12 protein-coding genes are annotated in these 25,461 nt (G+C 38.0%); 9 read left to right on the top strand and 3 right to left on the bottom strand.

The window, feature by feature from the left end:
- Positions 1-452: 452 nt before the first annotated feature.
- The gene (locus tag EV194_RS07390; RefSeq protein ID WP_132433400.1) at positions 453-1,049 is read left to right on the top strand and encodes a hypothetical protein; all 597 of its coding nucleotides are present in this window, start codon (positions 453-455) and stop codon (positions 1,047-1,049) included.
- Positions 1,050-1,056: 7 nt separating this feature from the next.
- Here the strand turns inward: EV194_RS07390 and EV194_RS07395 are convergent, their stop codons facing one another.
- Positions 1,057-5,379 carry a PKD domain-containing protein gene (locus EV194_RS07395; protein WP_165921822.1) on the bottom strand — a complete coding sequence of 1,441 codons (4,323 nt, stop codon included), beginning with the start codon at positions 5,377-5,379 and terminating at the stop codon, positions 1,057-1,059.
- 318 nt (positions 5,380-5,697) lie between these two features.
- Here EV194_RS07395 and EV194_RS07400 point away from each other — a divergent pair, with 318 nt between their 5' ends.
- The 4 genes from EV194_RS07400 (at position 5,698) to EV194_RS07415 (ending at position 15,688) form a co-directional block, all read left to right on the top strand.
- A complete protein-coding gene (locus EV194_RS07400) occupies positions 5,698-6,729 on the top strand; it encodes a PorP/SprF family type IX secretion system membrane protein (RefSeq protein WP_132433402.1) in 1,032 nt (343 codons plus the stop codon).
- The gene (locus tag EV194_RS07405; protein WP_132433403.1) at positions 6,714-8,186 is read left to right on the top strand and encodes a tetratricopeptide repeat protein; all 1,473 of its coding nucleotides are present in this window, start codon (positions 6,714-6,716) and stop codon (positions 8,184-8,186) included. Before EV194_RS07400 ends, EV194_RS07405 begins: the two co-directional genes overlap by 16 nt.
- Before the next feature lie 401 nt (positions 8,187-8,587).
- The gene (locus EV194_RS07410; RefSeq protein WP_132433404.1) at positions 8,588-12,625 is read left to right on the top strand and encodes a PAS domain S-box protein; all 4,038 of its coding nucleotides are present in this window, start codon (positions 8,588-8,590) and stop codon (positions 12,623-12,625) included.
- 72 nt (positions 12,626-12,697) lie between these two features.
- Positions 12,698-15,688 carry an ATP-binding cassette domain-containing protein gene (locus EV194_RS07415; protein ID WP_132433405.1) on the top strand — a complete coding sequence of 997 codons (2,991 nt, stop codon included), beginning with the start codon at positions 12,698-12,700 and terminating at the stop codon, positions 15,686-15,688.
- A 183-nt stretch (positions 15,689-15,871) separates the two neighbouring features.
- Here EV194_RS07415 and EV194_RS07420 read toward each other — a convergent pair whose 3' ends face one another.
- Positions 15,872-18,421, bottom strand: coding sequence for a PAS domain-containing hybrid sensor histidine kinase/response regulator (locus tag EV194_RS07420; RefSeq protein ID WP_132433406.1), 2,550 nt, complete (start codon positions 18,419-18,421; stop codon positions 15,872-15,874).
- Between the two features lie 50 nt (positions 18,422-18,471).
- Positions 18,472-18,597 carry a hypothetical protein gene (locus EV194_RS17145; protein WP_262708654.1) on the bottom strand — a complete coding sequence of 42 codons (126 nt, stop codon included), beginning with the start codon at positions 18,595-18,597 and terminating at the stop codon, positions 18,472-18,474.
- Positions 18,598-19,075: 478 nt separating this feature from the next.
- Here EV194_RS17145 and EV194_RS07425 point away from each other — a divergent pair, with 478 nt between their 5' ends.
- From EV194_RS07425 to EV194_RS07440, 4 genes are all read left to right on the top strand, one after another.
- Positions 19,076-22,321 (top strand): ATP-binding protein, encoded by a 3,246-nt coding sequence (locus tag EV194_RS07425; RefSeq protein ID WP_132433407.1) that lies wholly within the window; start codon positions 19,076-19,078, stop codon positions 22,319-22,321.
- Positions 22,322-22,578: 257 nt separating this feature from the next.
- Entirely contained in the window at positions 22,579-23,745 is a 1,167-nt protein-coding gene (locus tag EV194_RS07430) for a hybrid sensor histidine kinase/response regulator (RefSeq protein ID WP_132433408.1), read from the top strand.
- Positions 23,746-23,768: 23 nt separating this feature from the next.
- Positions 23,769-24,659 (top strand): hypothetical protein, encoded by an 891-nt coding sequence (locus tag EV194_RS07435; RefSeq protein ID WP_132433409.1) that lies wholly within the window; start codon positions 23,769-23,771, stop codon positions 24,657-24,659.
- A 209-nt stretch (positions 24,660-24,868) separates the two neighbouring features.
- On the top strand, positions 24,869-25,318 hold the full coding sequence (locus EV194_RS07440; protein ID WP_132433410.1) for a hypothetical protein: 450 nt from the start codon (positions 24,869-24,871) through the stop codon (positions 25,316-25,318).
- Positions 25,319-25,461: the final 143 nt, after the last annotated feature.

A 25,461-nucleotide genomic window follows, 5' to 3' on the forward strand; every position in this document is an offset into this window, starting at 1 on the left:
AAAAACCTGAAAATGTTACATTAACTTTATAAAAAACGAAATTAACAAAATATAATAAAATGAGAAATTTTGCTCAGTTCTGAAAAGAAAAAAGCATCTAACACCAAAATCTTATATTATTAATTTTCTGCATATTAAACCCCATCCTAACTCGCAAGCCATAATGCAACAATCAAATTCATAATAAGAAGTGGTCAGCAGATTATAAAAAAGATTCTTTTTTTGACCAACAGTCACATTTATTACGTGAACAACCTTAACAAAAATGTAAAAACTAAGTAAAAAATAATAAGTTTAATTCCAAAAAACACAACGGAGACAACGCATATCAAACCTTTTATTTTCAACCCCTTACAAAATCGACAAAAGCACTGTTTTTCAAAAGGCATAGAAAAAAATCAGAATAATTCACCATAATAGGTGACAACATAGGCAACCTTATTGCAGGCAATATGAATCAATTCAGGTTAACATCAAGTAAGAATCTACTGAGCAGAGAACATGGCATTTTTATCTCAGCAGATATTAATCATGCGCTGATTGAATATGGGCTCATTGTTAAAAGCAACTATTTGCAATGGTTGATTTATGGTGAAGATCCGCATCCTTCAAAAGTGAATGATTTAGTTTTAAATATGTCTGATCAATTAATTGATCAGAACAAAATCAATGCAAATCTGACGGAACAGCTCCACCGCAAAACACAAAAATACCTTTATGATTTGCCGACTCGTCGACGAATGGCTCTCTCTTTTGTACTATTCAACTCTGTGGACTTTAATAAAGCCATGAATGAACTAATTGACCATGATTACTCTGATAAGGACAAAAAAAGAATTGTAGGACGAGAAATAGAGAAGGAGATTTATGTCACAGGAAGCTACAACCTTGAAAACAAAATACTGGAATACCTCACTCTCGAAGCCACACTCTTTGTTGAGGAGTATAAAGGATTATTCAGAAAACTTTCACGAGACAGAATAATCGAACTTATTGATGTACACGGCAAAACATCAATAGCCCAATTCAGTTGTTCAATTGTGGAGTAACCAAATGTTACCTAATTAGTTTAATGGTACCGGTTTTATTGAGAACAGTATTCTCGTATGTAAGAACCTGAACAGAATATGAATATGTTTCAGAAGGTAACGGTTGCCCTTTAAACTCTCCATCCCAGCCTCTCTCCATATCGTTTGATTCGAAAACTAACTGACCAAAACGATTAAATATTTTCAAAGAAACCAACTCCTTAATTCCCCAGCCTTTTACAAAAACTTTTGAATTCTCCCCCTCCATTCCGGGAATAAATGCACCAGGTAAATCTACTGAATAAAGATGCTGCACCGTTAAATTAAATGGGAAAGTGACAGTAAAGCACTCACTGGTATCGGTAACTGCAAGATGGTAATTGATACTTTCAAGAGCTTTGAAAATCGGATCAGGACAATCAGCGCATGAGATGTTCGTGGCTGGACTCCATTCATATCGCAATATTTCATTTTGAAACAGATCAAATTGAATCGTCTCGCCAACAATTAAGGTGGTATCAAGAATTGATACCACGGGTGGGTGTTGAACAACAATTTCTGTAGTTCCAAAATTCTCGCAACCATTTTCATCAATTACATCAACCCGATACCAGGTAGTTACAGATGGACTGGCCTCAGTTACAGCTTGATCTGGATTAATCAGCCTTTCTGAGGGCGTCCATTGGTAGGCTACACCTCCAGAAGCAAACAAAGTTGTTACATCTCCTTCACAAATGATAACATCGGGATTTGTTTCTACCACAGGTAGTGGATATATCTCAATATCTTCAATAATTAATGTGTCTGTGCAACCAAAATCATGACCAGAAATAAGCTTGATCTGATATGAACCGGCTTCAGGATAAATGGCTATAGGATTTTCTTCAACCGAAACAGAATCATTTCCAAAATTCCATTGCCACCAGTGTGAATTGTGCGATTGATTACTAAGCATGACTTGCCATGGTACACATCCTGTTTGGGTGTTTTCCAAAATAGAAAATTGCGCTCTCACATCCATTACATGGATGGTATCCCTTACAGCAATATTACATGTGTTTTCTGCATCGGAGCGAATAATCATTATTGGATACAAATTCCCGGGTTGTGTATAGGAATGAGAAACTGCCTCTCCGTTAGCTGAATACCCATCACCAAAATCCCATCTGATGTCATAAACATCATTTATTTCAACAGCCGAAAAGAACACTTCGGTACTTAGACAAACTGTATCGGCAACTGATATTTCGGCATAAGGGCCTCCCACATCGATATATTCATATAGTATTATAGTATCAGCACAACCATATGTTGTGCGGGCGATCAGACTTACATCAAATTTTCCTGGTCTGTTATATATGTAATAAGGGTTTTGCAAAAAAGAGCGACTTCCTCCAACACCAAACTGCCATTCCCATGTTCCCGGATATTCAGTTTCGGACAAATCGTGAAACTGAACAACCAGAGGGTAACAATTGGAGGAAAGCACGTCTGCTTCAAACGCTGCCACAGGTGGCGATTGGATATGTATAAAATGCTCAGCAAAAAGCGATGCCTCGCAACCATGCTCATCAATAACCTCTAAATTGACAGAATAATAACCCGGCTCAATAAAGACAAAATCAGGTTTGGCCTCGGATGAAACGCGTCCATCTCCGATTTCCCAATTATATGAAACGATATTACCTGGAGAGACGTCAAAAAGTCGTACAGTATCTCCAACACATCCTAAATTCCCATCGGCTTCAAAGAGAGCCTCGGGAAATATCGCCTGCACGGCCTGATTTTTATTTATAGAGTTTATGCAACCAATTTCATCTGTAACTTCGAGTGTTACAGAATATGATCCAAATTCATTGTACTCGTGATAAGGATTCTGATCTGCTGAACTTTTTCCATCGCCAAAAGACCATAGCCAACTGGCAATTGGGGACTCTGATTCTGTTTGATCGACAAAACCAAAAACTACCGGCATACAACCGGTTTCATGACTTGCTACAAAATCGGGTTGAGGTTCATATATTCGGATTGCATGGCGCATGGTATCAATACAACCATTAGCATCTCTTACAATTAAAAGAAGGTTGTTTTCTCCAGTGTTTTTGAACTCATGTACAAAGTCGGGTGACATACTTCCTATGGATACTCCTTCCTCTTCTACTTTCCAAAGATATCTTATGGTCTGATTGTTATGCAAGAATGGAGACAAATCCTCAGACGTAGAACCATCAAAAGTGAGAGCCGTTGTGCGGCAAGGAAGCCCACTGACCAATTCAAAATCACTGCGGATTTTCCTTGGATAAACTTCTCGTGTAGCAATAAATTCACATCCTGTAACCGAGTTTTCGGTTACCAGCCTGACAACATAATTGCCGGATTGTGAATAGTTGTGTACAGGATTCGGCACATTGCTTACAAAAGGTGAACCATCCCCAAAATCCCAGTAATAGCTGGTAGCATCCTTTATTTCAGATTCAAATTGGTATCTATAAGGATTTTCACAATTGGTAATGACAGAAAATTCGGCATAAGGACCAAGAATATTTAAGTGGTTGTTAAGAATACGGGTAGATGGGCACCCGTTATTAAATACAGTTAAAGAGACATCCATCTGGCCAATATCAGTATAGTTATGTGCTGGAATGGGGAAGAATTGTTCTGAACCATCACCAAAATCCCAAACTTCACGCGTACGCATTGAAGCTGGAGGAGAAGTGATTTCGAACATGATCATTTCACTGGCACATCTGCTATAACCGCCAACGCGTGAAAATTGCACATCAACTTCTACACCGGCATTGATATGCTCGGTAGCAGAGTGCACACAGCCTCTGTGAGTAGTTACAGTAAGCGTAACCGGAGTTCGCTCACCAGATTCAATCAAAACATCAATTGATTCCCCTATCTGATCAGGCAAATCGCCAACACTCCATCTCCAGGATACAACTTCATCTTGCGTGGTTACATAACTGGTACGATCCTGAAACAACAAATTCATAGGAGCACATCCGTTAAGAGCTCCGCTGTTTCCGCCACGACCGGGACTCATCCGAACATTAGGAAGGTGAACCATTACTGAATTTTGCTTGACATAAACATCCTGACAGCCGGCAGGACTAGTCACGATCAAGGTATCGGAAAAATTCCTCAATAAATTACCACTCATCATGGCCGTGGTGTATTCAACTGAAGGATTTTCTTGCGAGGAGATTTGCCCATTCCCAAATTTCCATTGAAACCTTTCGGCATTGGTTGATAAATTTTGATAATTTATTGCGGCAGGCAGTTGACAAACAAAATTATCGGGAACGGAAAAGTGAGCTATCACTTCTTCTATATTAATAACCAACATTGTGCTGTCGATACAAGTTCCATTGTCAGCGATTAGCCAGACCTCATAATCGCCAGGTTCAGAGAAGGATTTTAAAGGGTTTCGGGATCGACTGGTCGTGCCATCACCAAAACGCCAAAGGAAGTTATTTGCATGGTTGCTGTTGTTAGTAAACCTGATGTTTTCGCCTATACATGCCACTTGAGATACTACAGAAAAAAGTGCTTCTGTTTTAACAATGTTTACAAGGTTTTGACGTGTTACGGAATCTTTACAACCAATATCATCAGTAATCACCAGTTTAATGGAATACTCCCCTGAGTTCTGAAAAAGATGATCGGGAGATAACTCTTCAGACTGATTTCCATCTCCAAAATCCCAAAAGGATGTAAATCCCTCCCTTGCATTGCTCAGGTTATTCAAATGAACCAACAACTCCCCTTCACAAGATTGAACTTTATCAATTCCAAAGGCAGCTTTTGGTTGCACCACCTCCACAGCTTCCTCAATCACGTATGAGTTTGAACATCCATGTTCATTAACAGCCAGCAACGTTACATCAAAAACTCCGGATGGCAAATAAGTATTAACAGGATTCTCGTCGTAAGATAGATTCCCGTCACCAAAACTCCAGGTAAAACTAACTTCCGAAGGGTTTACACTCTGGTTAATAAATTCAACCTCAAATGGCACACACCCAATTGTCTCACCCACTATTTCAAAAGAGACATCAGGCTCAGGATGAACTGTGATGAAATTCTCCATTATGAGTGTTTCAGTTTCTCCCTCATGTATTACTACGAGCGTAACTGTATACTGTCCTACATTGGTATAATTGGCTATTGGATGTGCGGCTGTGGAAAAACTGCCATTGCCAAAATCCCATTCGAATGTGGAGTTTTCCAATGGTTCTGATAAGTTTGTAAACTGAACGCTTAACGGAGAACACCCTTCGTTTATATCGACAGAAAATGCAGCAGTTATTTGAGCAGAAGAAAAACTCCAGCAAATAATCAACATTGTCAAAATACTTATATATCTTTTCAATTCAATCATTACAGCAAGGAAATATCGGTATTTATTGGAACATCTGCCCCATATCAACCGTAAAGCATAAAAAATACTATCTACTAGATGGTTTAAGTTATAACTTTTCCACCTTATATTTATTAAAACATCAGGTATTTGAAAACTACGTCATCACAATTGCGCAATATAAATTAAATTACTAATTTGAGTAAAATATATTTAAAAATAAACATACTCGTTAAATTCATTACGAAAATCTACAATGACGGGTTGCCTTAATATGCTTCGAGTCTTAATTAAATAGGAATAATGACAAGGACAACAAATAAAATAGTGCTCATTTTTATATTAACGGCTTTACAGCCGTTATATAGCATTATTTTTTCTCAATCCATACATTTTAATCAGGCCTTTTCGTCTCATTTAACATTAAACCCTGCCAACACAGGCAGGTTTGATGGCGACTGGCGCGCTGTCGCCATGTATCGTCACCAGGGACATGAAATGTCTTCAGATTACAACACATCCTATTTTAGTTTCGAATATCCGGTATACATCAATTCAGAAAAAATAGAAACCGGAATATATTACAGCCGTGACAACTCATCAGGATTTACTTTTCCTGCCGACCGTATCAACCTCTCTATCAGCAACGGCATTCACTTAAACATCAATTCAGTATTATACGCTGGCATTCAACTTGCATGGGTGCATAAACAGGTGGATTGGTCAAACACCACATTTCCCGATCAATACTCAAGGGACACAGGAGGTTTTGATCCATCTCTCCCCACTTCTGCCCATCTGGAGAACGAATCAACCACTTATCCCGATGCAGGAATCGGAATGTTATACCATAGAAATACTGAATTAGGCATATTTAATATTGGTTACTCATTACAACAAATTAACCGTCCACAGGAGTCATTCTATGGTGAAACCTTTCAGTTACCGGTTAAACACGTCTGGCATTCAAAAGCTGACATAAACCTTTCGGCCGATTATTTTGTGATTCCAACCATTGTCTATTTAAAAACGGGAAAGAATCAAATATCATTAACCGGTGCTCATTTTGGTTATAATCTTGATGAGTGGATGAACCAGAACAACAGCATCATTGCGGGGATTCATCTCCGCAATGCGTCGATGGGTAATGCCCGTTCAATTATTTTCAGTGGTGGAATCTCTTGGCAATTCTGGACATTTATGCTCTCATACGACACCAGCATATCCAGACAAAACACAGCAAGGCTGAACAGCACAGGATTAGAATTTGGGATAGCATTTAAACTTCCTTCAACCCAACTCAGTAATAAGATGATACCATGGGAAAGATTTTAATCATTTACATACTCATATTATTTTGCAGCAAAGCCTCTTATGCTGAAACACCCACTGCTGATTTGAGAGACAAACCCAATTGGCAACTTCGCGGAATGGCGCGCAGTGCACTCAGAATGAATGATCATCATCAGGCTGCAATTTTTCTTGAAGAACTTTACAGAAGAGATGCTTCCAACACTCATGTTGGCATGCAATTGGGAAATATCTATATGGAAACAAGACAGTACCGAAGCGCAAAAGATATTTTCAAAAAAATTTATGAATCAGACCCGCGAAGCCAACTCGAAGCTCGGTTTAATTATGCGTATCTGCTAAAAATGTTTCAGGAGTATGAGGATGCTTTGGAGCATTTTGAGCTTTTAAGAATGCGTGCCAGACGAATTCCCGGGAACCACATCACCCGCGAGCGGGTTGAAAACCTCATTCAAGGATGTAACATGGCCATTGCTCACCGCGACACAATGGTACATACAAAAATTGAAAGACTGGGATCAACAATCAACACAAAACAGCCACAAACCGGAGTCATCATTATTAACAACAATGAGTTTATTTACGGAACGGCAAGAAAAAAAACACCGGAGATAATAAAGCTGGATAAACCATATGAACCGGTGATGCAGTTCTACAGTGCTAATTTTGAGAACGATCAATGGACAAGTAATCCTGAACCACCAGCGCCATTTTTTAACTTAAACAATTATGATACGGGGCGGGGAGCATTTTCACCCGACAGACAACGGTTTTACATCTCCGGCTGTCAAACCAGATTTGATGGCAAAACCATTTGTCATTTATTTGTTTCTAAATACGATAACGGCGAGTGGAGCCAACCCGAAAAACTGGGATCCAGCGTTAACAATCCTGAATACACATCAACTCAACCTACCGTAGGCACGACTTTTGACTCCAATTTGGAGGTTCTCTATTTTATTTCAGACAGGTCAGGAGGAGCAGGAGGTATGGACATTTGGTTCTCGGTTTACAACAAACATACAGGAGAATACCAACAGGCGCAAAACGCCGGCGTGTTCATAAACACGCCGCAGGATGAAGTCACCCCATTTTATGATGTAACCAACCGCAGACTCTATTTCAGTTCCAATGGACTTCCCGGGTATGGAGGTTTTGATATTTTCTATGCAGAGGGAGCATTGGTTACATGGCAGCCACCTGTAAACCTTGGAAAACCTATCAACTCCTCCTGGGATGATACCGGCTTTACCAAAGCGGGCGATTGGGGATTCCTGACTTCAAACAGACACATAGAATATAGTGAGAATCATATCTTTTTCACCCCTGACATATACAAATTCAGAAGAACCGATGAATCATTTTTCATAAGCGACATAAACAAAGAACTTGATCGAAGCGAAGAAACAGGGGCATTTTTTAATCATTCCATGGAAAATAATCGTATATTTAAAGATGGTGTGACTTTCGAGGAAAAATAAGCAATTAATCAGTAAGAATGGAAGTTGTTCTTGTCCTATTAACAAGGATATAATTATAGTAATTGAACTAAACAAATCATAAAACCAAAGAATCTATAGGCTTTATCAATCACCAATAAATTCTGTTGATGAAATACAAATATCTGATTTCCTAAATATAGACAGCCTCTTGTTTATTATGGAAGACAACATCATAAGTTAAAACAATTTTAATACGTCAAATAAGTGCCAAGGCTTCGGGAGTTGATCAAGCAAAGTAAAGAGAGCATATAGAAAACAACATATTGACACATGAAACGAGCCATGAGAATCGTCAGATCGACGAAGTCAAAGAGTTCTCACACAGGGAGATGATTATCTGGCGAGTTCCATCTGGCAACTAAAAAACAAATTATAAACAGATGAAAAATCTGACCCTGATATTCATTCTTCTTTTTGGTCATTCTACCTTTTTTCTTCAAGCTGAGGCTGAATACACCTCAATTTATGCCCCTATACGCAGGCAAATTATTATAAAAGGAGATCAATTTTACCCTCCATATGAATTCATTAATCAGAAAGGAGAACCCGACGGATTTAACATTCAATTGTTTAAAGCCCTTGCAAATGAACTCAATCTTGATTATAAACTGGAATTAGCGCCATGGCACCAGGTTCGGGAGGAACTGGAAGCCGGAAAAATCGACGTCATTACCGGAATGCTCGTCAGCCCCTACAGATCAGAAAAAATCCGATTTGGCATTCCACATAGTGTAATGACCCATGGACTTTTTACCCATAAAGACTCAAAAGTGCAATCTATGGATGACATTCATGGGCTTGAGATCATTGTTCAGAAAGGTGATATTATGCATGATTACCTTATTGAAAATAATATCACGAAAGATATAATTGCTGTAAATGATCAACTGGAGGCACTCAGATTGCTCGAAAACAATCAGCATGACGCTGCTCTGCTTGGGAACTTCCAGGGTATGCACCTGATTAAAAACTTCAACATCAAAAATGTTGTATTAAGATCGTCCGATATAGAACCACAGCGCTATGCCATGGCTGTTAAAAAAAATAATGATGCTCTTTTATGGACTCTTAACATGGGATTGTATCAGCTAAAAACCAATGGAACTTACGATGAATTATACAACAAATGGTTTTCAATATATGAACGTGGATACTATGCAAAAAAAATACGTCCATATATTTTAGGATTGCTAGCCTTCATAACCTTGTTGGTAATTTTTGTTATAATACTCAGAAAAAAAGTAAAACAGGCTTTGAAGAAGCAGAAAGAAAGTGAAGATAAACTTCTTTCCTTAAGCAAAGTTGCTCCCATTGGGTTGGGAATGATAAAAAACGATATCATCCTGGAGGTGAATGATTACCTACTACAGATTTTAGGCTATAAACGAAAAGAGATTGAAGGTAAAAACATTCGCTCGTTTTTTGAAACGAGTGAAGAATTCTATAGAATTAAAAACATCATATTACAGCAGATCAACTCAGATAGCTTTGGCTTCTGCGAAGCCAAAATTATCAATAAATCAGGTGAGTATATATACACCATCATTACAGCAGGCAGTATGGATGATACGGAAAATACTAATTCCGTAATATTTACCCTTACCGATATAACATCACACAAACAAAATACCAATCTCATAAACGAAGCCAATGAGCGTTTGAGATTTCATCTCGAAAACACACCACTGGGAGTGATTGAAATTGATCAAAATCTAAGGATTAAAGTGTGGTCCAGACAGGCCGAGAAAATTTTTGGATGGAGTGCAGATGAAACCATTGGAAAAACAGAGAAGGAACTCAACATGATTCATGAAGAAGATGAAGAGTTTGTGTGTAACGCACTGGAACAATTAGCGGCCGGCCATTTTAAAAGAAATGTCATCATCAATAAAAACATCAACAAAAAAGGGAATATCCTTCATTGCGAATGGTATAACTCTGCCATTTATAATGATAAAGGTGAGTTGATTTCCATTTTCTCGTTAATAAATAATGTCACCGATCTCAGGAAGGCAGAAAAACAGGTACAGGAAGAGCAACAACGATTAAAATGGAGTGTGGATGCAGCAGATATTGGTACGTGGGAATGGAATATTCAAACAAACCGGATTCGATGTAACGACAACTACTACAACATGCTGGGATACGATCCCGGCGAACTAAATATTGACTCATTTGATTCGTGGGAAAAGATGGTTCATCCTGATGATTTAGCGCAATCGAAAAAATTATTAATGAACCATCTTGAGAATCCTGATTCCATATATGAAACAGAATTACGAATGCGTCATAAGAATGGTGGATGGTTATCTGTTTTGGACAGGGGACGAATTATCTCGCATACACCAAAAGGCCTGCCGATGATTATGGTGGGAACTCATACTGATATTTCAAGAATAAAAGAGGCTGAGAAACAAATTCGTCAGAACGAAGCCAGACTTCAGAGCATGGTAAATCTTATGCAGCAAGACACAAACGACATACGCCATTTGTTGGATTATGCACTGGAAGAAGCCATTAAACTTACTGAAAGTCAAATTGGCTTCATCTACTCCTTTGATCAGGAAAAACAGCATTTTCAGATGCAGACGGTATCTAAAAATGCTGTCGCCAATTGCCAGATTGATGCATGGGACGAATGTCTTGAATTGGAGAAAACCGGAATGTGGAGTGAATCTGTGCGACAAAAAAAACCTCTTGTTTTTAATAATTTTAAAGAAGAAGTACAATTAAGCAAGGGATATCCTGAAGGTCATGTGCCTATTGTAAAATATTTATCAATTCCTGTAATTATAGAAGGAAAAATAGTGCTTGTGGTTGGATTAGCTAACAAACAGACTGATTACAACCAGCATGACATACTTCAAATTACCCTTTTAATGGATACGATTTGGCATGTAATTGAAAAGAAGAAATCTGATAAAGAATTACAAAAACTTTCGGTTGCAACGGAACAGAGTCCTTCCTCAACCATCATTACAAATATAGACGGTGTAATTGAATATGTAAACCAGAAATACCTTGATACAACAGGCTATAAACAAGAAGAGTTGATAGGTGAGCCACTCACAATTCTAAAGCCAGATCATACCACATTAGAAGAGCACAACAATATTTGGAGAAGGTTAAAAAATGGACTTAATTGGAAAGGAGAACATCAAAATCAGAAGAAATCAGGAGATTTTTATTGGGAATCAGTTAGTATCTCACCAATTTTTGATGACAAAGGGATCATTACAAACTTTGTTATGGTAAGTGAAGACATCTCATACGACAAACAGTTACAATCGGAATTGATTGAAGCAAAAGAAAAAGCAGAAGAGAATGATAAGCTGAAAACCGCATTTCTGAACAATCTATCTCACGAAGTACGCACGCCTTTAAATGCAATAGTCGGCTTTTCTGAATTAATTGACGATGACACCCTGGCATCGTCCAAAAAATCATTATACGCCAAATCTGTTGTGAAAAGTAGCAAGCAACTGCTTTCACTGATTGAAAACATCGTTAGTATTGCAGTCATTGAAGCCGGGCAGGTAAAAATAATTGAGTGTGAAACAAACATCAATCATTTATTACATGAGGTTTATAATCAAATGGAAGCTACCAACGAGAACAAGGAAGTAAAGCTAAAGGTAGTCTCCTCTATAGAGCGCTGCAACGAAGAAATAATAACTGACTCTGGAAAGTTGACTCAAATATTGACCAATTTAATTGATAATGCCCTAAAATTCACCCCTAAGGGATATGTCAAATTTGGATGTTCGAAAAATGAGCGGTATCTTAACTTTTTTGTTGAAGATAATGGAGTTGGCTTTCCAATGGAAATCCACGAAGAGTTGTTTCAAAAATTCAGACAGGGCACAAACAGCATTTCCGGTTTACAGTCCGGAATGGGTTTGGGATTACCCATTGCAAAATCGTATATTGATTTGCTCAACGGTTCAATCTCGATACAGTCAGAACCCAAAAAAGGCACCAAAATTGAAATAAAATTACCCTATAAACCAAAACAAAATAATATGACAGACGAAACTTCTATTTCCCCCATCCCGGCAGGTAAAACCATTTTAGTAGCAGATGATGTGGAAATAAACCACTTGCTTATCGTTGAAATGCTTGAGGAGCTAAAACTTAATGTTCTGTATGCAAGAAATGGCATAGAGGCCATAAAATTGATTGAACGATTCCCGGCCATCGAGCTCATTTTAATGGACATAAAAATGCCCGGAATGGATGGGTACAAAGCAACGGCTGAAATTAAAAAACTGAAACCGGAAATCATCATCATTGCACAAACGGCATACGCTCTTGCGGGCGATAAAAACAAGGCACAGGAAGCTGGCTGCGATGATTATATATCAAAGCCAATTGACCGGAAAGAACTCATACGTGTTCTTTCCCAATACCTGAAATAAACCCATTCGATTCGTAAACTTTTGTCTGAGTAGCTTTTATTTTAAAATCAAAATATTAAACCAAACCTGTTTATGAAGGAGAAGGCGCTTCAAAGTATCGTTTCAATTTTTGCACTCATTGCCGTTTTTAAACCCGGCAAGGGGTACACTCTTATTTCCAACATACTGGAAGTTTACCTATCCTCCAATTTCACCAAACAAACCACCGACATATATCTTGACAAATTTCATCAGAGAATTAAAGAATACATTCAGGTACAGAATAAAAAACCATCGGTTTTTCATCACTATTTCACCAACGAAATTGAAGCACATTGTTACATTTTATCCCGTGAAATAACCATCGCTCAAAGAATGTTGGTGCTTATTTATCTCATCGAATACGCGCCATATATGTCAGGTAAAACTTCGTTGTACATCACCAGCGAAGCCACAGAACTGGTTAGAACCATAGCCGGCAAACTGGAAATTGACCAATCAGATTTCAATGACGCATTGGCCTTCAGCACAGATGTATTTCAAAAAATAAGTGACCGAAATCCTCTTTTAATTATAAGTGACAACCAAAATCTCAGCATTCAGGGAACAAAAATCAACCATGTTGAAAATCTGAATGGCCAACTCATATTCCTGAAAATAAGTTCAATCAATACAGTATTGTTCAAAGTGAGCGGTCAGGCTCACTTTGAAATCAACAACAGGAAGCTTTATAAGCGAAGAACTTACATCCTGAATAAAGGAGCGGTAATTCATACCAATAACGATTTTGACTTTTATTATAATGATATTACCAAAGCGCTAACAAGAAGTTATTCAGGGCAGAAACTGGCACTTGAAGCCCACAACATCGATTACAGATTCCGAAATGGCAATTATGGCATCCGGAAAATGTCATTCAGCTGTCACTCAGGAGAAATGCTTGCCATTATGGGTGGCAGTGGATCCGGCAAAACCACGTTAATGAACCTGCTGATAGGAGCCCGAAAACCTGAAAATGGCATTGTCACACTCAATGGGGTTAACGTCTTCACCAATCCTGATAAAGTTAAAGGTTATATTGGTTACGTACCTCAGGACGATGCCCTCAACGAGGAGTTAACCGCTTTCGAAAACCTCTATTTTATTGCAGGCCTATCGTCAGGAAATCTTTCAAAAGACGAACGCATCAGGAAAGTCAATAAAATCCTGAAAGATCTGGATTTATTCCAAATCAAAGACCTTAAAGTTGGCAGCCCCCTTGAAAAAGTGATAAGTGGCGGACAGCGTAAACGACTGAATATAGCCATCGAGTTAGTACGCGACCCCGGAATCCTCTTTTTGGATGAGCCAACTTCCGGTTTATCGTCAGCCGATAGCGAGAACATTATGCAAATATTAAAAGATGCCACGGAAAATGGTAGAATGGTGATTATTAACATTCATCAACCTTCGAGTGACATCTTCAAAATGTTCGATAAACTCCTTTTTATTGATAAAGGTGGTTATCCAGTCTATTTTGGCCCGGCCATACAAGTAACCTCATATTTAAAACAGGCATTAAAACTTGCAGATGCACACGAAAATGAATGTCAGACATGCGGGAATTTGAATCCGGATGATATATTCAGGTTTGTGCAGACAACAAACATTGCAACACCACACCGATCAGGCTCAAAACGTGTTTATACTCCGGAAAGATGGCATCGGAGGTATATGCGTAGTATCCAGGAAAACTTCACCATTTTTAATGAAAAAACCACCATGCTCTCACCGAGCAAAGTTGACATACCAAATAAAATCAAACAATTTAAACTCTATTCATTACGCAACCTTTTTACCAAACTGGCTGATTATCCTTATCTGATTCTTTCATTATCTTTGCCACCATTGCTGGGAACACTCCTGAGTGTTTTCTCAAGATATATTAGTCCTTTAACCGAAAGTTATAGTTTTCAGGAAAATCAAAATATACCACCGTATATTTTCATGAGTGTAATAGTGGCCATGTTTGTGGGAATCATGAGTGGATCCACAGAAATCATAAAAGATCGCAAGGCACTTAAAAGAGAATCATTCCTGAATTTGTCCTTCTCATCTTATTTGGGAGCCAAGTTGTTTTACCTGGTATCATTATCGGCTGTTCAGATGGCCTCTTATGTTTTGGTCAGCAAATGGATTTTGCAGATTCCGGCAGGAAACATCTCTTTTTTTATCATCATGTGGACAACAGCAATTGCCTCGGGAATTATCGGATTGTTGCTTTCAACCATATTTAAAACCACCGCATCAGTATATGTTTCAATTCCATTTATTTTGATTCCACAAATACTCTTCAGTGGTGCAGTTATTGATTTTAACAAAATCAATCCATTTTTCTCTTCTAATAAATATGTTCCGCCTATAAGTGAGCCAATGCTATCCCGATGGTCATTTGAAGCCATATCTGTCAGCCTTTTCATGAAGAGCGAATACTCAAATTATTTTTATGATCTAGACCAGAGCATCTATCAAACAGCCTATTACAGGAATTTTCTCATACCTGAACTTGAGAAGGCTTTTTTCAGCGACACATGGAGCAGTGATCACTCTCTCACCCCCGACTCAGCAAATTTTGCACTTGTGAAAAATGGCTATGCACAACTGGTTAAGCATATAGAAAATAAACTACCTGAATTGAACGATCAACACATCAACGGCAACGATTTCAACCTGTTCATCCGCGAAGCCAGAAATGCACTATCTAAAATCAATGATTCGGTGCAAAATCAAAAAGATGAACTGATTAATGAGTTAGGCCGTGACAGATACAGTGAATTGCAACAAACACGTAACAAAAAACTGGCACAAATTGTCAGCGACGAAACCAATGTTGAAAAAATAAGAATCAGTGATGATGGGTTCATCAGAAAAATGACTCCCATTTATTTTATGCCTGAAAATATTTACGGACGATCCCACCTCTATTCGCCTGCAAAGCGAATAAGAAACATTTTCATTGAGACGCCTCGTTTTTGTAACTACGTTATATTCACAATGAGTTTAGCTCTCCTGATAATTATTTATCTGAACAGACCAAGATATTAATCAATAGATTGTTAGACTTATAGATTTTCAGATATTAGATGCTGAACGCAGTGAAGTGCCGCCTAGCGGGATTTGGCAAAGGCAAGCAACTAATAATAATATTAGGTGCTTACCAGTTAAACTCATATAAACCTGTAATTCTAACAAATAGAAACCCCTCAAACTAATACTGCCATAAGTAAACTAATAAACACTAAGAATTTTGAAAAACTGAGTGGGATCAATAGGTTTTACAAGGTACTTGTCAAATCCGGCACGAAGGCAACGTTGTTTCTCCTCGGGAATCATATATGATGCCTGAGCAATAACCGGCAGCGGGGGATACATTTTCTTTATGGCTTTAAATAATTCAAACCCATCCATATCTGACAACCTGACATCAGTAAACACCACATCAATGTCCTTGTGGTCAAAAAGGAGGTCAATGGCATCAGAGCCATTGGTCGCAAATAACAACTGAACGTTATGATGATTAACAGCAGCTTTTAACTCATCTACCTTTTCGAAACCATATTGAACGATTAGAACTTTCCCAACTTTGAGAACCGAATTTTCTTCATCCGAATCCTTTTTGGAATTGGAAACTCTAAGAGGAATTTTAACTGTAAAGCGTGACCCTATACCAGGTTCTGAATCAAGATCAATAGATCCACCAAGCATATCGGTTAAACCTTTTACAATGGTTAAGCCAAGGCCGAGGCCTCCATAAAGCACCGACTCTGAATCGCTGACCGTAGTAAATGGCAGGTAAATACTTTGATGAATGTTCTTGTTTATGCCCACACCGGTATCTTCAACCCAGAATAAAAGATGATCGTTATTCAAAATCCTGATGCCGCTTCGAATATGTCCTTCCTGAGTAAACTTAACAGCATTATCAAGCAATAATTTCAGGATTCGCATCAACATCTCTTTTTCACAATATATTCTCTCATTAAGATCAGCATGTTTCTCTTCAACCTTAAAGTGAATGTTATGCTTTCCCGATTTATTTAGTAACTCCTTGCCTTCCTCATTAAGATAATCAATGAGTTCATATATTTCAAACCAGCTCTTTTCTACAACATACTCACCGCTTTCAATACGGCTCACCTCAATCAGAATATTCAGAATATTCAAAAGATTATCGCAACTCTCACGAATCAACTTTAAGTAATAGTTCTGACTCTCTGACAGACCATCATGCTCCAGCAACTCTACAAAACCCAGGATACCATTCATAGGAGTTCTCACTTCATGCGACAAATTAGAAAGAAAAACCGATTTTAAACGATTGCTCTCATCGGCCTGCGACTGTTGCTCGCTCAGCACTTGTTCATATTCTCTGCGTGATGTAACATCCTGTGTAATTCTCAGAATACTTCTAACGTTACCATTTCTATCAAAAATGGGATAAAACACTGAATTAAACCATTTATCCGGGATGCCGGGAAATTTAAAATCAGTGGTTTTCGTCACATTCCCGTTTAAAGTTTCATCCAGATAGGACAACACATCTACATCAATCCCATCATTAATTAAATTCCGGATTCCCGGATTTTCCAACTCACAATTATCCAAATTCAACAAAGTCTTCATGCTTTCATTGCAGAAATAAATTCTCAGGTCGGGATATAGCAGCATCGCTCCGTCCGAAAGGTTATTCAAAACTGCAAGTGCATCATATATGGCTGGCGTGTTTACCACATCTTTTTCACCAATCTCCGTTTCACGCAATACAATCATCACATGGGTGTAACCTTCGAGAAATATGTATTGAGCCTTGAGCTCAATCTCATTCACTTGCGATTCATTAAAAGTTGCTGCATATAAGATTAATCGCTGTCGCTCTCTGAAATTATTATTCAAAAGAAGAGTCTGATCATCACGCCCTTTAAATCGTAAGTTTTTCCATAAATCCTTCCCTGCCACTTCCCGGGAAACGAGCCCAAAATAATTCAATGCTTTTTGGTTGATCAATTCTACTTCGTCAATCTGTCCTGAGCGATTGATACTACAAAGCATAACGCCTTCCCCTATATTCTCAGAGAATGTCGTTAAACGTCTTCTCTGAAATTCAAGTTCGGTTTCAAGATCCTTCAATTTTGAGGATAAGGTGTTACATTTTAAAACAAGAGTCTCTTTCTCTTCTTCTATAAGTTTCTCCTTGTTGATTTTCCGCAATACAATAAGAGCATATTCTCTTGCGGAATCTTTATTATTTAAAAGCGAACCGGAGAAAAGATACCAATCTGCATTAATTCTAAGTTCTGTGGTGGATTTCCCCTTGCGCCAAATGGATTTATGAAAATTTTGAATGATCTCACGTTGATCATTTTCGAGAGGCCAATGATTTATGTTTTTCCCGGTTAACTTCACAGTTAGTATATCCTTCCACAGCAAATCATGACCGTAAGATTGCAATATTTCGCCATTAACATTGGTAATAAAGACATTCATTCCCGGTTGATTCTGCAATACACGTACCAGTAACCGGTTCCGCTTTTTTAAGAGAAGAATTAAACCGCTCCGTTTTTGAATCTGTCTGTAAATAAGAAGGAAAAGCAATATCGCTGTTACAATAACATATCCGGCTCCTTTATAGGTTTGAAACTTAGTCATGGTCTCCTTATCAACAACAAAAGGCATTTGGAGCCTATCGGAGAAATAAATCCATAACAATCCTGCAACCAAATAAAGTACTGAAATGGTTAGTGCCGAAACCCAACTTTTTTTTATAGGAGTTTTAAACATTCAAATGATTTTTCTGAGCAATGATGCTTTGTAACTATAACAAATTGACTTTATTTAATCCACACAACATAAAGGCATATAATATCTACCTGTTTCACAACCACGTAAGTGGTTGTGAAACCTTCAATAAAACTAAAAACCAGAAAAAATGACTTTCCTTCTGTTTTCAGTCTCATTATCTTTCGTTAAATTAACAAAATAGTTGCATTCCTATCAACTTTTTTCTGATTAAAATAGAGAGTCTATTCTAAATAGATCGTTAGACTTTTCCCGAGACATTCGGGATTAGATATAAGAAGGATGCACATTGCTTATTTTAAGCAAATTTCAAATCCAACAAACAACCCTATATTTATCTGACAATCAACTAATTAAAAAAACAATTAACGAACTATCAAATTCAAAAAAAGACAATTAAAGAACTTTTAATGCAATACAGCGTATTAAATTAATGTGCGGGTAGTCAGCGTTGAGTCAACCTTAATGAAACGAGTCCCGAGGCTTCGGGAACCATTGATTAACAAATTTTAGACAGATGAAACGAGCCATGAGAAAACCTTCTCACACAGGCGATGCACTGAGCACAGTCGAAGTAAAAATGACTATGATGGCGAGTTCCATGTGACCATTGAATAACAAAATTAGACACATGAAATGACAGAAGGAATCACTCTATATGAATTAATAGGCGCCATCCCTCATCCTCTAATTGTTATAGATAACCAAATAAAGGTTACATATATCAATCAAAAGGCAAGGGAATTGTTAAAACTAGACTCCAGCAAGGAATACCGGGTAACTCCCGGATTACTTTTAAACTGTCAAAATGCGATCAAACTGGGAAGCTGTGGCACCACTCTGGTGTGCAGTAAATGTCGCTTCATGGATGCCATTGATCATGTGTTGGAAAATCAATTACCATTAAAAAACCAAACCGGAACAATCTACACGCATGAGTCAACAGGTCAAAGCATTTGGCGTTTAAAATTCGACTGCTCATTTCTCAACGTCAATTTAGGTATGGCATTGATCTCTTTGCATGATGCCTTATTTATGCCCCCCTCGTTAAAAGAGATTAGTTTTAGCAACCCAGAGGAATCGAATGAAATGAAATCGAATGCTCATTTTGACTCAAAAAGTGAGCTCACAGAATCACTCCTCAATTCTGAGGCATGCTTAAACGCCCTTTTAAGCAATTCAGAAGATGCGCTCCTGATTCTTAACCGCAAAAATGAAATATTGAAATGGAACAGCAGTTTATCGAAATTAATTAACGAATCGGAAGCAATATTAACCCATGATTTGATTTCAAGATCGCTTCAATTCCAGTTTTTAGTAAATACTGAGTTTCAATGTAAAACATGGGAGGAGATTATAAGCAATCTGGATGCTCGAAAATCTTTTGAAGGAACAATTAAAACAGGCCATTCACATGAAATTTGGGTAAAGCTTAACATCATCCCATTTTATAACGAGGAAAATATACAAACAGGAACCTTGTTGTCATTTAAAGACTTATCGACAGAGCAAAACATGCGCGACCAGGCAATGCTGCACCGCTATGCCCTGGAATATTTTCCTGCTGAGTTTTATTATATTCATACCGATGGCCGCATTCTATACGCCAACAAACAAGCAAGAGACATATTAGGCATTGATTCTGATCTCTACAGTCACCTGACTGTGAATGACATCAACCCAAAAATTGACCAAAAATGGTGGCATGAGCACATAAAAAATCTTGAAAATGATGAAACTCTAGAATTTGAAACTTTGCATAAATCAGAAGATGGGGAACTCTACCCGGTGCTTGTCAAGATTTTCATGCCCGACACCGATCAACCTGACCTGTTCTGCTATTACAGCCACAATTTAGCATCACATAAATCCATCGAAAATAGTCTCATTAAAGAGTCTTATGTCAATGAAAGTCTGGCAGAAATCAGTCGCGAACTCACCATCCATAACGATTTAAACTCAGTAGAACTGCTAGTTCGTCAATATGCGCTTCAAATTACGGAAAGCCCTTTTGCATTTCTGGCTTATCGCGATCCCATAAACCAGGAACTAAAAATCACCATTTACTCAGACAGTTCAAATAACTATTTTAACGAAGTTAAAATAATTGAGCAGTTTATAGCGGGTCACTTTAATAGCAGCGAACCCATTACAGAAAAAGAAAGAGAAATCTCAGACCGTATTTTGAATAACACCTGCGAGCTAAAAGTAGACGAAACACCTCTCAATCAACTGATTCCATTTAACAGAATTGCATCCGCCGGAATTTTTTTCAATAACGAGTATAAAGGGCTCCTGCTGGTTGCCGGCCGTTCAACAGACTACGAAGAGGATGACAAAGAACACCTCGAAAGCCTTGCCAACTTGTTCGCACTGGCCATTAACAGGATACAGGAAAAGCAGCGTTTGGTTGAATCCATGGAGCAGCTTGAACTGGCCATTAATGTCTCAAATATGGCCGTTTGGGACATTTATCCCGAGAAAGATGAAATCATCATCAACCCGGAATGGCAGAAAAAACTTAACATCTCCACAGAAAATCAGCATTCGCGACTGTCTGATGTTATTAATCTACTTCATCCGGAAGACATGCCCAACTTGTTAAGGGGGTATGAAGAACATAAAAACAGCAACTCTCCCTACTTCGAAATTCCGTGCAGGGTAAAAATAAAAAACGGAACATACAAATGGATGCAGGGCACCGGAAGAATTGTCACCCGAACCCCCGATGGTAGAATCCACAGAATTATTGGTTTGGCTACCGACAACACCGATCAGGTTGAACTTAACCGGCAATTATTACAATCCCGTGAAGAAGCCATTGCAGCCAACAAGGCAAAAAGTGCTTTTCTGGCAAGGATGAGTCATGAAATACGCACTCCTCTAAATGCCATTATTGGTTTTGCCGATATTTTAAAAAAAAATACAGAAGAACCGGTTCAGCTGGACTATCTCAATAACATTAAGAAAAGTGGAATGACTCTGATGAACCTCATTTCAGATATTCTTGATTACTCAAAAATTGAAGCCGGGAAGCTTGAACTCAACAAAAATGACACAAATCTTAGAAATCTGATTAATGAAACTCAAAGTCTGTTCAAACCGTTAATTGATGAGAAAAAACTTGATTTCGTAACGAAAATTTCTGGAAACACGCCTGATTTCATCAGGCAAGATGAACTCCGATTAAGGCAAATATTAACCAATCTGGTGAGTAATGCAATTAAGTTTACAGAGGAAGGGAAAATTGAGTTAATTGTTTCTTCCGAAACAATTAATGACAAAACAGCAAATATTTCAATTAAAGTTATTGATACCGGCATCGGTATCAAACCTGAATCTCAACAGAAAATTTTTGAAGACTTCACTCAACAGGAAGATCAGGACAACCGAAGGTATGGTGGAACGGGTCTTGGATTGGGAATTGTAAAACGATTATTAGAATTGATGGGAGGAAACATTGAATTACAAAGCGAACCCGAAAAAGGAAGTACATTCACCGTTTATCTTCATCATTGCGAAATTGTTAATAAAAAAAGTATAAACAGAGAAGATGGAGAGGCAACCAATAAAATTACAACACAATCAGTTTCGGAAACATCCAAAATTCATGATACCGACATCATCTCAGAAGATTGCAAAAATGATTGTATCAATGAGTTAAAACCCATATGGGACGAATTTAGTTTCCGACCTTCATTTGGCCCGGTAAAAGAGATTACAAAGACCATGAAGCAAATCAGTTTGAGGCATAAAGACAAATTCATGGAAAAATTAGCCAACCGCATTGATATCGCCACAGCCTCTTTTGATGTGGAAGAACTAAGCAAATGTATTGCAGATTTTAATTCCTATTCGGGAATTAATGATTATTTTGGATAAAGAAATTAAACGCAGAGACACAAAAGCGCGAAGTTTTTAACCTAAGATTAAATAGTAGGTATGGAAGTCTCATCGAGATAGAATTAGTCAAGAAACCTAAAATATTACTAACTTGTAGAACAACAGATCGTATAACCATAGAAAGTCATACATATATCATTAACTGATTTTCTATCCTTAGTAATATTAGAGGACATTTCAATATGAAGAGATGAGCAGTGGAATAACTAAACCATCAAATAAGAAAACAGGCAGTAATGACATATTCAGGACGCATATTAATTGTTGATGATAATCCTAAAAACATTCAGGTGGCTGCTTCAATTCTGAAGCAGGCAGGTTATGAAGTAGAATTTGCTTTGGATGGGGCATCCGGCCTCAGTTGGCTGGAAAGCGACGCATTCGACATTGTTCTGCTGGATATTATGATGCCTGGAGAGGACGGTTTCGAAATATGTAGATTGATAAAATCCAATCCTCAGCTAAATAAAATTCCAGTTATCTTTCTGACAGCCAAAACTGACCGTGAAAGTGTGGTTGAAGGTTTTGAATCGGGAGGAGAAGATTACATCACTAAACCATTTGACTCGCAAGAACTGTTGGTAAGAGTCAAAAACCAGATAGAACTTAAGACCAACCGTGAGTTGCTTGAAAAGATGAACAAAAACCTTGAAAAACTGGTGGCAGAAAAGACTGAAAAGTTAACGGCTGCCAATCAGGATATGGAAAACACCAACAGGCAACTCTCCAAAAGAAATGAAGAACTAAAACATCTGGAGGAATCAAAACAACACTTCCTTAATATACTTGGTAACGAAGTTTCAGGTTCTCTTAACGAGATAACAGGGATGCTACAGGTTATAAAATATAAAGTTGACTCGAAAAAAGTGGCTCAACTTGTTGACCGAATAGATCATTCACTCACAAAAATAGAAACTTTTGTAAATTCCGCTTTGCGTATAACTGAACTGCAATCCAAAGGTTCTTTACTAAAACCTGAACGACTGGACATCAACAAACTAATAGGATTTGCAATGTTTCAGTTGGATGAAAAAATCAGGCGCAAACAAATTGTTATCAACAACAAGAGCAATAAGGATTCAGTAAACATTACCGGAGAAAGCCAACTCATCATGGCAGCACTCATTATTACTCTGGACTTTTTTCTGGAACGAAATTTGCCTGACTCTAACATACAGATAGAATTAAACCAGGACAAACAAGGATTGGAAATAATTTTTCAGGACAATGGCCCCAATGTTTCTGAAGAAGAGATTTCATCATATTTCGATCTGTTTTACACTGGCAGTCAGTCCTTGAACTTCCCCAGAATGATTGCCGAGGCACACCTTGGAGAAATGAGTATTATGAACAGAAATAATATAACAGGAATCACTCTGAAATTGGGATTCTATACAAAATAAGATGCAAAACCAAATAAACAACCATGATCAAATCGTTTAGAAACATCAAAATATTTCATAGAGGTTATAAGAGGCTTAACCTATTGCTGATTACAGTTTTATGCACAACCTATGTATTCGGCAACTCTCCTGGATTAACAAACAACCAGGAAAACATCGAGATGGAAATTGAGTTCTATGCTATCCCCTCACCCGACGAAATCCTGGAGTACATTCATCGAAACGAGATAGAATATACACCGTCATTGATGGCCGATTTGGCTAAAAGAGACCAATATGTTACCTACAAAGAGAGACTGGTGATGTACGGAGTTTATATGGCAAACATGGCTTATGCCGCAAGTTTTGACCAAACCAATACTGCTCTTAGATATTTTAACATAATAGAGGAAACAGGGAGGAATATGAATATTTTCCCACCTGAAATTGATCAATTGGGTGAAAGATTGATGCAAAACATCAATAATATGGACTCAGTTAACTACATCTATGATGAATTGTACCTCTTAACTATTTCAAACCTACACGAGACTGATCGTTTTGGAGAATATGCACTAATCACAGCCGGTGGGTTTATAGAAAGTATTTATCTGGCTCTGAACTCCAGAGGCTCAAAAATTAAAGAGAACGAGTTCATGATGAGGATCTGGGATCAAAAAATGATTCTCAAGCAACTGAATCAGATGTTTGAGCGCTATTTAAGTCCATCGGTAAAAAATCAGATTACTCTGGAGTTTGCAGAGTTAAACGAGGCTTACCACCAATTTGCTGATGCAGATAACCCTGCCACGTCTGAAAGGGAAGAGAGCGGGAGAATTGTTATTGGAACTGTCAATGCAAACAGATCTATTAGTAATCCAATTGATCAGATTCATAAAGAAGTGAACAAATTACGCTCAAAATGGGTTCAATAGAAAAGCGGATAATCGATTTTATTCGTCGAATAATAAAAAAACCACTATTTTCAGGGACAGATATTTCCAATTCTAATAGCAGTGAACCTAAGCACCAGAGGGATGCAACACACATGAGCAGCGAATTAACAATTGCATAATGAAGTGCGATTGCTTATGCAAGTTATTCTGATACATCAGGAGCCAATGAAATATTAAATTATTTTCGGATGAAAGAAAAATTTCTGGTTCATACTATATTAACTCTCCTTTTAGGGACATTGGCTATTCAGGATGGATACAGCCAGAATTGTCGTGGATATGAGCGCAGATGCGATTCTGCACCAAGATATTTCCAGTCCAGTTCCTTATCACGAGCTGTTACCTTAAGAAAAGGAAGAAAGATTGTTATTAACCAAACTTTTTTTGGCAACCGGGAATATTTCATTTCAGTGTGCGGACACAACAGGTTAGGAAAAATTCATTTCCGTCTCATCGCAGATGATGAAGATCAAACTATTCTTTACGATAATGCAGCCGATGATTTTAAAGAATCACAGCTATTTGTGATTCTGAATACCATGGCCGTTAAAGTTGAAATATCTGCCCCGCACTATTTTGACGATAGAGGATCAGAATGTGCCGGTGTTCGAATCTTCTATAATCAACAAAGAGATTAGTGTTAAGTCAAATCTGAATTGTCTCCCTCTCTCGCCCCTAACCCCGTTCGACTGAGTGTTCGACTGAGTGTTCGACTGAGCTCACACCGAAGTCTCACACCGAAGTCTCAAACTGAAGCCAGAGGGTGACGTCAAATGCACCT

This window comes from Natronoflexus pectinivorans, from assembly GCF_004345615.1.
Taxonomy (GTDB): Bacteria; Bacteroidota; Bacteroidia; order Bacteroidales; family Marinilabiliaceae; genus Natronoflexus; species Natronoflexus pectinivorans.